Origin of the sequence: Neisseria perflava, assembly GCF_002863305.2 — a bacterium.
Classification (GTDB): Bacteria; Pseudomonadota; Gammaproteobacteria; order Burkholderiales; family Neisseriaceae; genus Neisseria; species Neisseria perflava_A.
Genome location: NZ_CP136962.1, coordinates 495,191 through 507,006, shown reverse-complemented (window position 1 = coordinate 507,006; position 11,816 = coordinate 495,191). Strand labels below are relative to the sequence as shown.

The window sequence follows — 11,816 nt, the reverse complement described above, 5'->3', positions numbered from 1 at the left end:
CCTTATTGCTTTCATTTCATAAAACCGAATTTTCAGGCAGCCAGGCCGTATCGTCAAAATCCGCGCCAAGCACGGCTTTGTAATAGCCCTTATCTAACACCAGCAATCCCGCTCTGGAAAAAACGGCATGTTCAGGCAACTTTTTCAGTTCGTGTTCGTACACAGTAATCGTGTAGCGTTGCAGCTTGCGGTAAACCCATTTGTGTTTGAGCGGGTCGCTTTCAAGCAAGTTGAACCAGCTTTCAAACGGCTCGGGTAGCGGTGGTTGATCGGTTTGCCCAAAGGAGTTGTCTGGTGGCTGCGGAAAGCGTTGTTTGTCCAAAATATCCTGCCATTCTGAAACTTCAACACCGTCTAGATGTCGCCTGAAAAAATCGTCCAGCTCGTTTGCTTTGACGATTTGCGGACTGTCGTCTGCTTCCGAATAAGCTAACGGGATAAACGGCACGACCAGTGCTACGCCTTGGTTATCAATCAGGCGGAAGCGTTCGGCAGCAGTACGGAATTTGATTGCCAGCGGATTTTCATTGGATGATTCTGCCGTCAAGAGTCTTGTAATGTCGTGTTTGTCCACATCGCCTTTGCCGTTGAACCGGCGGAAATATTCGGCAAATGCCGACGGGGAAAGCGGGTCGCCGAGCAGCCCTGCTTTCAGCATTTCTTCGGTAATGTCCTGCCCCTGTTTCAGTCTGCCGCTAGGCGCGCCTTCTTCGGCACGGAACACGACTACTTCGCCAAACGGCAACTTGCCTTCGCGGTTGCAGCGCCCCGCCGCTTGGGCAATACTGTCCAGCCCCGCCATCACCCGATAAACGCAAGGGAAATCCAAATCCACGCCGGCTTCAATCAACTGCGTGCTGACCAGCCACAAGGGCTTGTGCAGGCTGCCTGCGCGATACAGTGCCAAATATCGGCGAACCAGCGCAATCACTTCGCTGCGGTGCGTGGCGCACATATTGGCGGACAAATGCAGTTTGATGCCGTCAGAAGGCAGGGCGGCAAAGAGTTTTTGGGCGTGCTTTCGCGTATTAACCACCGCCAAAACGCACGGACGCGCGGCGATTTCATCGGCAATTTCCTGCCAGCTTTGCGTTTCGCCGTTTGGCGGCGGCATTTTGATGCGGACGCGGCGCAGTTTTTCCGATAAGGCAATTTTATCCGCCACAATTTCGCACACGTCCGGCAGACCTTCCAAAACGGTGCGCCCGAATGCGTCGATATTTTTGCCAAGTTCGGGCTGAGTCGCCGTGCACAGCACAAAGGTAACGCCGTAATCACGCGCCAGCACCCGCATCATGTCGGTAATCGGCTTTTGGAAATCGCGTGGAAGCTGCTGGGCTTCGTCCAAAATCACCACACTGTCAGCAATATTGTGAACCTTGCGGCAGCGGCTGGTTTTCGCCGCAAACAGGCTTTCAAACAGTTGCACGTTAGTGGTAACAATCAGCGGCGCATCCCAATTTTCCGTGGCAAGGCGGGTTTTGGCGGTTTCTTTGTTATCGGCCACTTCCAAATTGCTGTGGTGTTCTAATACCACGTCATCGCCCAATGCTTTGCGGAAAACATCGGCGTTCTGTTCAATAATACTGGTGAAGGGAATCGCGTAGATAATGCGTTTTTTGCCGAATTTCAGCGCGTGCTTCAAAGCGAACCCCAAGCTTGCCAAAGTTTTGCCGCCGCCGGTCGGCACGGTTAAAGAAAACAGAGTGCGGTCGGTTTCTGCGGCAGAAAAACATTGCTGCAAAATGGCGTGGCGTTCTTGGTTTAAAGATGAATTTTTATCTGCTTTTTCTGAAAGTTGCGCCATATATTGCTCATATCGTCGGTGCAACTCATCCAAACCGGGAAATTTTGGGCGCAATCCGGCAGCCTGCGCAGTATCCGCATCGGCATAGCCGTTCATAAAGGCTTCGGTATCCAAAAAATCGGCATCCACCAAACAGGAAAAGAGAAAACGCAACCAAATATGCAGCTCCTTGAATAACTTTTCCTGTTCTGGTTCTTCCCAAAAAGCAAGAAAATCTTGTGTTAAATCAATATTGGATAAAAGGAAAGAATCTTCAGACAAACCACTTACCACCAAACCCAACAAAGATGCCGCCAACTCGTCATCTGCCTGTTGCAGACGGCTTTTCAGACTGCCTTTGTCATACCAATCTGCCAGCCCAGCATGATGCCCGGCAATCAGATACGCCAGCAAATGCCCGAAAAACGGATTAAGGCGCTCCACCGCATATTTGGCACCAGCAGTGGAATGCGGAATTTTGCGCAACTTGGTAGATTCGACATCTTCCAAATGGGCATTTTCTTTTTCAAAGCCGGATGCATTACGGATATATTTCTGAAAAGCTTCCTGAAATTTCCCCAAATCGTGCAAAAGCCCCGCATATTCGGCAAACAACGACCCATAACGCCCTGCAAAACGCTTGGCGAGTTGGGCGACTTTTTGTAGATGTTTTTGCAGGGGATGAGAATGCCAATTTTTTGATGAGTCCTGGCGAGCATGAGCAATTTTGTCAGTCATCCAACTTCCTAAAATGAAATTAATTATAGATTTTTAAGAAACACATGTTACCCAAGCAATTTTTCTACATGTTTCAACAGCAACTTGGTTACCCATGATTTCGCAATCATGCAAGTTTCCATTAGATGGGATTGTAAAAACTAATATTATCCATCTACCTTACAGATGCAAGCAATGGTAAAGCTTACCATCACTAATTAGTTAATTTATAAATCATATACCAGGTAGTATTCATACTCAATAATATTGCATATAAACATTTACCGCTTAATATCTAGCAAGCTTTGATTAAAAAATGCCGTCTGAAACTTTTTCAGACGGCATTGTCATTTATTAACCTTTATAACTTGCTTCTAATATCCTCCACTGCTTTCACCAAAGCCTCAGAAAGCGAAGGATCAAAAGAAGAGTGGCCTGCTTGGACGATTCTCAATTCTGCTTCAGGGAAGGCTTGCGAGAGCTCCCACGCGCTTTGCATCGGGGTGCATAGGTCGTAGCGGCCTTGGACGATGATGGTTGGGATATGGCGGATTTTGTCGATGTTTGCCAAGATGGCTTTATCGCCCTGCAACCAGCCTTCGTTTACGAAGTAATGGTTTTCCATTCTTGCGATGGCAAGGGAGGCTTGCGGGTCTTCATCCACGTCTTTGGGTTCAAACTGAATAAGGTAGCTTTCCCAATCTGCCCATGATTTGGCTGCTTTGAGGCGCGTGGCTTCATCTTCGCTGAACAGCATTTCATGGTAGGCTTTGATTAGGGTTTTGCGTTTGTTTTCGGCTACGGGGGCGATGAATTTTTGCCATTGAGCCGGATAAATTTGGCTGACGCCGCCTACTTCGTTCAACCATGCCATTTCAGACGGCCTGCACAGGAAAATACCGCGCAAAACTAAGCCGCTGACGCGCTCGGGATGGGTTTCGGCATAAGTCAGCGACAAGGTGCTGCCCCATGAGCCGCCGAAAACCAGCCATTTTTGAATACCGAGCATTTCGCGTACTTTTTCAATATCGGCAACCAAATCCCATGTGGTATTGTCTTCGATACAGGCATAGGGTTTGGAGCGTCCGCAACCGCGTTGGTCGATAATGACGATTCGGAAATGATCTGGATTAAAAAAGCCGCGACAGGCAGGTGATGCCCCTGCTCCGGGGCCGCCATGCAGGAAAATCACGGGATGACCATCAGGATTGCCTGATTCTTCCCAGTAGATTTCGTGAATGTCGGATACGCGCAAAAGGCCGCTATTTCGTGGTTCTTGAATCGGATGCATAAGCTTTCTCCTTTGTCTGATGAATATGTTGATTGTAACACTTTGCCTGCTGATTTTTCAGACGGCCTACATAGGTTTATCGCCACAAATGGCGTAAAATAGCACTTTTTTGACAGGATTTTTTATGACTGACAACAAACAAACACATGCTGCACCCAAAGGACAACTTTTATTGCGTACGGTAGCCATGCCGCGCGATACCAATCCTAATCAGGATATCTTTGGCGGCTGGATTATGTCGCAAATGGATCTGGGCGGCGGTATTTTGGCGGCAGAAATCGCACAGGGACGAATTGTAACCGTGGCTGTTCAAGAAATGAATTTCATCAGACCGGTAAAAGTCGGCAACGTCGTGTGCTGCTACGGTCATTGCGTCCGAGTAGGCAATACTTCTTTGCAACTGAAAATCGAAGTATGGGTGAAGACTTTGATGAACGATATGGTAACGGAAGACCGCCAACTGGTCACCGAAGCCGTGTTCACTTACGTCGCCATCGATTCACAAGGCAATCCGCGCCCTATTCCTCGTGAAGGCAATGCAAAGCTGGCACATTTGTAAGTTTAAAAAATCAACACAAGGCCGTCTGAAACCTCAACGTTCAGACGGCCTTTTTTAATACAGAAGCAAAATGTAATAATATTTCTTTTGAGCTAAAGCAAGGCGAAGTATCTGTTTTTTAGGTTTAATTCAGACTGATTGATAAAACAAAGACCGTACACCGGCTCCTTATAACACTGCCCTACCGCGACAGTTTACGCCACTTTTGAAACGGCGTTTCCTCCTCAACCCACTTTAAGGAACATCATGGCTTCGCGCGATTTATACCCACAGGAAATTTTACAGGTTGTTCTCGACAAAAGCTGCGCCAAAGCACAATCCAGCATCCCCACTCTGGCAATCTTGAGCATTTTGGCCGGCGGATACATCGGCTTTGGATATCTTGCCTATTTAAAAGTAGTCAGCGGCATTCCGCACGAATGGGGCGGTTTTGCCACTTTACTCGGCGCAGCCGTGTTCCCTATCGCCTTGATTTGTATCCTACTTGGCGGCGGCGAACTGGTAACCAGCAACATGATGATTATGTCTTTAGGCAGATTGGCCGGACGGATTTCCTCCAAAATGCTGCTGCGCAACTGGGTTATCGTCTGCATGGGCAATTTGGTGGGCACGCTGGCGATGGCGTTTTTCCTCGGATACTATGTCGGTATGATTGAAGGCAGCATGGCAGAAAAGACCATTGCCGTGGCGGAAGCAAAAGTCCATATGGATTTCGGCCGTGCTTTTGTATCAGCAGTAGCATGTAACTGGATGGTCTGCATGGGCGCGTGGTTGCACTTTGCCGCTAAAAACACAACCGGACGAATGCTGGCCATTTGGTTCCCCGTCATGATTTTCGTATTAAACGGCTTCCAACACCTTGTCGCCAATATGTTCGTTATCCCCGCCGGAATTTTGGCAGGCGCAAACATCACATGGGGACAATTTTTCTTCAACATGATTCCCGTATTCCTGGGCAATGTCGTCGGTGGCGCATCCTTTGTCGGCGCGTCTTATCTTTATACTTATAAAGACATGCTGAAAGATAGTGCCGAATAGTTCTGCTTTGAAAACAACAAAACCTGCTTTTTAAGCAGGTTTTGTTTCAGACGGCATTGGTATCCAGTTTTAAAATCTATTCGGACACATTATTCAGATAAATCATCCAAACGAAAAAAGAGCCGTTTTCAAAACGGCTCTTTCCAATTCTTTGGTCGGAGTGAAAGGATTCGAACCTTCGACCCCTTGCACCCCATGCAAGTGCGCTACCAGACTGCGCCACACTCCGACTCGATAAGCTGTGAATTCTAGTTTCAAACGCTGATTTTGACAAGTGCTTTTTAGAAAGGGAAATTTACTCGTTTGAAAACATTTGAATTATTTGTAAGTAAAAAAAGGCCGTCTGAAATCGTTCAGACGGCCTTTGATTATCCAGGCAAATATCAAGCTTCAACCGGAATAATACCGATTTTGGCCTGCCATTGTTTTGGCGCAATGGCGTGAACCGATTCGCCGTTGCTATCCACCGCAACGGTCACAGGCATATCTTTGACTTCAAATTCGTAAATCGCTTCCATACCCAATTCTGGGAACGCCAAGACTTTAGATGCTTTAATGGCTTTGGCAACCAAATATGCCGCGCCGCCGACAGCCATCAGGTAAACGGCTTTGTTATCGGCAATGGCTTGGCAAGTTGCTGCGCCGCGTTCGGATTTACCGATCATACCCAAGAGGCCGGTTTGTTCCAGCATTTGGCGGGTAAATTTATCCATACGGGTGGAAGTAGTCGGACCAGCCGGACCAACTACTTCGTCACGGACTGGATCAACCGGGCCAACGTAGTAAATCAGTTTGTTGGTGAAATCTACCGGCAACTCTTCGCCTTTATTGAGCATGTCAACCAGACGTTTGTGTGCGGCATCGCGGCCGGTCAGGATTTTACCGTTCAACAACAACACGTCGCCAGTTTTCCATGTGGCCACTTCTTCTTTGGTCAGATTGTTGACATCGACACGTTTGCCGTTGTCAGGGCTGTAAGTCAAATCCAGCCAGTCTTCCAAAGATGGGGCTTCCAGTTTAGCCGGGCCTGAACCGTCCAATTCAAATTCGATGTGGCGGGTTGCCGCGCAGTTTGGAATCATGGCAATCGGTTTGGAAGCCGCGTGGGTTGGGTAGTCAAGGATTTTGACATCCAGCACGGTGCTCAAACCGCCCAAACCTTGTGCGCCGATGCCCAAGGCATTTACTTTTTTGTAGAGTTCCAAGCGCAGGGCTTCGGTTGTAGACAATTCTGCACCTGAATCGGCTTTTTCTTTGAGCTCCTGAATATCGATATGGCTCATCAGGCTTTCTTTGGCCATCAACACTGCTTTTTCAGGCGTACCGCCGATGCCGATACCCAAGATGCCCGGAGGACACCAGCCGGCACCCATTTGAGGAACGGTTTTCAATACCCAATCAACGATATTGTCTGAAGGGTTGAGCATGGCAACTTTGGTTTTGTTTTCAGAACCGCCGCCTTTGGCTGCACAAGTGACTTCAACTTTGTCGCCTTTTACGATTTCCATGTGTACAACGGCAGGGGTGTTGTCTTTGGTATTTTGACGTTTGCCTGCCGGGTCGGCCAATACAGAGGCGCGCAGTTTGTTGTCAGGATAGGTGTATGCACGGCGTACGCCTTCGTTAACCATTTCCTGTACGCTCATCTCGGCGTCCCACTGTACATCCATGCCCACTTTCAAGAATACGGTCGCAATACCGGTATCCTGACAAATCGGACGATGGCCTTCGGCACACATACGGCTATTGACCAAAATCTGCGCCATCGCATCTTTGGCGGCAGGGTTCTCTTCTTTTTGGTAAGCCTTGTATAAAGCCTGAATGTAGTCTTTAGGATGGTAGTAGCTGATGAATTGAAAAGCGTCGAAAATACTTTGGATAAAGTCTTCTTGCTTGATGACGGTCATGATTGTGTTCCTTTTCGGGAGTCATGGTAGGAAGGGTTTGTTTATTTTTTTAAGAGACCGATTTTTCAGACGGCCTTCAATAGCGTAATAGTGCTTTCAAATGAATAATCCAGACAATATCATTTTCATACCTTATTGATTTAAATAGAATTTAATAACATATTGAATCACTTGGTTATTGATAACCTATATCTACTGGCCATTCACTTACATAGAAATAAAATTACATTATTTTTAAACGATAACCTTATTGCAGGCCGTCTGAAATATTTGCCCTGCACATCTAAGTAAACAATTTAGTAACCTGTATTTAAAAGAGAACCATCTCCATTTCAGACGGCCATTTTATTTTTTAATACGATACACAATTGTAAAATTTATGTCATTTCCTCCCTCAACCTTCTTGACGGATGTCAAACTTATTTAATTTTCTGAAATTTTATAACAGCCTTTTCGTTTGTTTACAAAATTAATATTATCTAATATATACAATAAGTTATATATTAAACCTTAAGATATAATAATGATTTCTACTAGTAAATATTAGATTATTTTTGCAAATATACTGAAAAGGTAATTTTCTTTTACCTTTAAAATCAAATATAAATGATTAATTTGTCTAAATAATAGGCATATTTTGTTTACAATCTTCTCCTTAAGCAATACCAATTCCTCCCTATCATCAAATTCAACAAATTCTGATACACTTTGCCTTATAGAGATAAACATTGATTTTAAAAGAATTTCCGAGTAAATCACTTGGATATTTTCCTCATACGCAATAAATGTAATAAAAATACAATTAACCAAATTATCCACTATTCCAACTTCCAATTTCACAGGAACAAATCATGAGTGAAAATTTGTTAACCCTGACCATAGACGGCCACGAAGTCAAAGCTTCCGCCGATTCGTCAATCATCCAAGCCTATGCACGTTCAGGCAATGCGATTACTGCCAACGTCGGCTGCATGGGTCAAGGCGTATGCGGTTCCTGCCGCTGCATGATTCGTAAAGAAGGCGAGCGCGAGGTAACGACTGCGTTGGCGTGTGAAACCAAAGTCGAAGAAGGGATGCAGGTCAGCTTCTTGGACTACTTTATTCCGGAGCATATCCAATATTACGACGTAAGCGAGATTGGCGACGGCTGGAACTGGTTGGACGATACCGCCAAAGCCTTCCCCGAAGCGCAAAACTGTCGTCATTGCGGCGGCTGTAATCGAGCCTGTCCTAAAGGTTTGCAAGTGGAAAACGGCGTAGCGCAGGTAGTTTCCGGCGATTTCAGTGCGGCTGCGCTGACCTTTGACCAATGCGTGATGTGCAACCTCTGCACCCTCTCCTGCCCTGAACACATCCGTCCGAACCACTTGGGCTTGTTCGCCCGCCGTATGAAAGCGGCGCGCACATTGCGTCCTGTGGATTTGATGCGCCGCCTGCGCGAAATCGACAGCGGCAAAATGAAAGTCGAATTTGAAGAGGAGTCAGTGTAATGGTTAACAAAATCCAAGGCATAGACTACGAAACTGCCCTTGCCAACCTGCGTGCGTCCTCATTGGAGCTGCGCGGCGATTTACCTGAAAAAAACGAATTACTGAGCCAATTTCACCCTGACTATCAGGCAAATGCACGTGTGAAACTGCCTATCGGCCCAAACCAAGGCGATTACTGCCATCCTGATTTGGCCAAACTCTTAATCAGTCAGCCTCTGATTGACGACTATAATTTGTCGGGTGCTGAACACTTGAACACTGACGTATTGGTAATTGGCGGTGGCGGTGCAGGCGCGGCAGCGGCATTGTCTGCGACTGAAGCCGGCGCACGCGTCATCATGGCGAACAAACTGCGTATCGGCGACAGTAATACCGTGATGGCCGAAGGTGGCATTCAAGCTGCGGTCGGCGCGGAAGACAGCCTGCAACAACACTTTGACGACACCATCAAAGGCGGCCACAACGCAGGCAAAAAAGAATTGGTGGCGCAAATGGTTACCGATGCGCCGTCCGCCATTCGCTGGCTGATCGGCTTGGGCATGACTTTCGACCTTGCCAAAGGCGCGGACAGCAACGGCATGTTGAGCCGCAAACGAGCAGGTGGTACGACCGTACCGCGTATTTTGAGCTACCGCGACTTTACCGGCCTCGAAATGATGCGCGTACTGCGCGAGGCAGTCGAACTCGACGAAAACATCACCCAGCTCAACCGTCACCCCGCCATCGAATTATTGTCGGACGAACACGGCCGCTGCGTCGGCGCGATTTTGTACGATTTGGAAAAACGTTCTTTGGTATTGGTTCACGCCAAAGCCGTGGTCTTGGCAACCGGCGGCAGCGGACGCCTGCATTTGCAAGGTTTCGCCACTTCCAACCACTATGGCGCGACTGCAGACGGCCTGGTGATGGCCTACCGTATCGGCGCCAAACTGCGCGATGTCGATTCTTTCCAATACCACCCAACCGGCGTCGCCCACCCTCCACACTTGGCAGGCGCGCTGATTTCCGAAGCAGTGCGCTCTGCAGGCACCAAACTGGTCAACGGTTTGGGCGAACGTTTCGTTGACGAATTGCAACCGCGCGACGTTGTTGCCGCTGCGATTCTACGCGAATGCCGCGAAGGCCGTGGCGTGGTACGCGACGGACAAGTCGGTGTATTCCTCGACACCCCGCGCCTGATTGCTAACGACCCTGACGTATTAAACCGTTTGGTAACACTCGGCCACGTTGCCCACAAATGCGGCATTGATCCTGCCGTTGAGCCGGTCATGATTCATCCGACCCTGCACTATCAAAACGGCGGTATCGAAATCAACGGCGACGGCGCGACCTGCGTCGAAGGCCTCTATTGTGCCGGTGAAGTAACCGGCGGCATCCACGGTCGCAACCGCCTGATGGGCAACGCACTTCTGGACATCATCAGCTTCGGCCGTCGTGCCGGTAAAGCCGCGGCAAATTGCGGCCTGCCGCTGAAAAAAGTGCGCGGCGGTGTCGGCCACGTCCACGATCTGCAACGCGAAATGACCCGCGCCGGTCTGACCAGCGACATCAAAGCCCCCGTTTTATATCCCGACTACGGCAAATTCGATTTGCGCGAACACGCCGGTTTGCAGGAGCAACAATCATGAATCAAGCCAATCAAAACTTACTGCACCCTTCCCGCCAAGTCGGCGCGGATTTAGCCGCATGGCGTAAAGTTGGCGGCGGCGAAGGCCTGTTGGCGGCGCTTGCCGATCCTCAAAGCATTGTTTCCAAACTGCAAGAAGCCAATCTTTGCGGTATGGGCGGCGCAGGTTTCCCGACCTGGCGCAAATGGGAGGCTGCCGTTGCCGCCCAAAGCAAAAATGGCGACAAATACGTCGTCTGCAATGCCAACGAAGACGAACCGGGTACATTTAAAGACCGCGTTTTGCTGGCAAAAACGCCGCACCAAGTCATCGAAGGCGTCCTGATTGCCGCCGTTGCCTGCCGCGCCAACAAAGCGATTTTGTACATCAATCCGCATCAAACCGAATCCATCGCTTCCATCACACCGGCCATCGAGCAATGGAAAAACAGCGATTTGTTTATCCGCATTGAAAACTACTTGGGCAAACCTTTGGATTTGCAGCTGGTTGAAACTTCGGGCCGTTATATCGGCGGCGAAGAAACCGCTGTCATTTCATGGTTGGAAGGCGGTTTCCCCTTCCCTCGCCGCAAGCCGCCTTTCCCTGCCGAAAGCGGTGTCAACGGTGAACCGACCCTAATCAACAACACCGAAACCTTCGCCAATATTCCGCAAATCCTTGCCAAAGGCGCGGAATGGTACAAATCGCTGGGTTTGGGCGATGCCGCAGGTACGAAACTCTACTCGCTCTCCGGCGACGTATTGAACCCGGGCCTGTACGAGCTGCCGATGGGTACAACGCTGAAATCACTGATTTTCGATCACGGCGGCGGTATGCTTGAAGGCCGCACGTTTAAAGCCGTCTTCACCGGCGGTCCGTCAAACACGCTTCTGACTGCCAAAGATTTGGATGTGCCATTGGACTTCGTTTCCGTACGCGAACGCAAATCCAGCCTCGGTACGGGTGCGATGATTGTGATTTCCGAAGGCACGAGTGTGGTGCGTAAAGTATCTGAATATGTGGAGTTTTTTGCTGCCAACTCATGCGGACAATGCCCACCGTGCAAAGGCGGCACATTCCAGCTTTCACGCCTGCTCAACCGCGTGGACACCGGCATCGGTACTTCCGACGACCTGCGCGCCTTGCAAAGCCTGTGCCAACTGTTGCCACGAAGCGGCCGTTGCGGTTTGATTGACGGCGCGGTTACTGTGTTGCAAAGCTCGCTGCGCACCTTCCCCGAAGAATACGGCCTGCCGCAAGAACAGGAGTAAATCGGTATTGTTTTCAGACGGCCTGTTACTGTAAAGGCCGTCTGAAAAACGATACCCGCCCCCCTTTCTCTTCTTTCCAAGATAGAAAAGAAACCCATTAAGAAAAATACCTTCCGAACCTACCAAAATACGTTCAGACGGCCTTAAGCA

Annotated in this window: 8 protein-coding genes and 1 tRNA gene; 5 read left to right on the top strand and 4 right to left on the bottom strand. The window is 48.8% G+C overall.

What is annotated here, in order from left to right; translation table 11 throughout:
* Positions 1–16: 16 nt before the first annotated feature.
* Entirely contained in the window at positions 17–2,524 is a 2,508-nt protein-coding gene (locus tag CYJ98_RS02275; RefSeq protein WP_101755120.1) for a CRISPR-associated helicase/endonuclease Cas3, read from the bottom strand.
* 340 nt (positions 2,525–2,864) lie between these two features.
* Positions 2,865–3,794, bottom strand: a complete 930-nt coding sequence (pip, locus tag CYJ98_RS02270) for a prolyl aminopeptidase (RefSeq protein ID WP_101755119.1) — start codon at positions 3,792–3,794, stop codon at positions 2,865–2,867.
* A 124-nt stretch (positions 3,795–3,918) separates the two neighbouring features.
* Here pip and yciA point away from each other — a divergent pair, with 124 nt between their 5' ends.
* Together yciA and CYJ98_RS02260 are read left to right on the top strand one after the other, a co-directional pair.
* Positions 3,919–4,353 carry an acyl-CoA thioester hydrolase YciA gene (yciA, locus tag CYJ98_RS02265; protein WP_101755118.1) on the top strand — a complete coding sequence of 145 codons (435 nt, stop codon included), beginning with the start codon at positions 3,919–3,921 and terminating at the stop codon, positions 4,351–4,353.
* A gap of 246 nt (positions 4,354–4,599) precedes the next feature.
* Positions 4,600–5,391 carry a formate/nitrite transporter family protein gene (locus CYJ98_RS02260; protein ID WP_101755117.1) on the top strand — a complete coding sequence of 264 codons (792 nt, stop codon included), beginning with the start codon at positions 4,600–4,602 and terminating at the stop codon, positions 5,389–5,391.
* A 152-nt stretch (positions 5,392–5,543) separates the two neighbouring features.
* Here CYJ98_RS02260 and CYJ98_RS02255 read toward each other — a convergent pair.
* Both CYJ98_RS02255 and CYJ98_RS02250 read right to left on the bottom strand, forming a co-directional pair.
* Positions 5,544–5,620, bottom strand: a tRNA-Pro gene (locus tag CYJ98_RS02255).
* 154 nt (positions 5,621–5,774) lie between these two features.
* Positions 5,775–7,298 carry a fumarate hydratase gene (locus CYJ98_RS02250; RefSeq protein ID WP_101755116.1) on the bottom strand — a complete coding sequence of 508 codons (1,524 nt, stop codon included), beginning with the start codon at positions 7,296–7,298 and terminating at the stop codon, positions 5,775–5,777.
* Between the two features lie 851 nt (positions 7,299–8,149).
* Between CYJ98_RS02250 and CYJ98_RS02245 the strand changes: the two genes are divergently transcribed.
* Genes CYJ98_RS02245 through CYJ98_RS02235 form a run of 3 tightly spaced genes read left to right on the top strand, consistent with a single transcriptional unit; the run spans position 8,150 to position 11,666 of the window.
* Complete coding sequence (locus CYJ98_RS02245) at positions 8,150–8,788, top strand: 2Fe-2S iron-sulfur cluster-binding protein (RefSeq protein ID WP_070735107.1); 639 nt, start codon at positions 8,150–8,152, stop codon at positions 8,786–8,788.
* Positions 8,788–10,416, top strand: coding sequence for an FAD-binding protein (locus CYJ98_RS02240; protein WP_101755114.1), 1,629 nt, complete (start codon positions 8,788–8,790; stop codon positions 10,414–10,416). The genes CYJ98_RS02245 and CYJ98_RS02240 overlap by 1 nt, the downstream gene beginning before the upstream one ends.
* A complete protein-coding gene (locus tag CYJ98_RS02235) occupies positions 10,413–11,666 on the top strand; it encodes a complex I 51 kDa subunit family protein (RefSeq protein WP_101755113.1) in 1,254 nt (417 codons plus the stop codon). The genes CYJ98_RS02240 and CYJ98_RS02235 overlap by 4 nt, the downstream gene beginning before the upstream one ends.
* Positions 11,667–11,816: the final 150 nt, after the last annotated feature.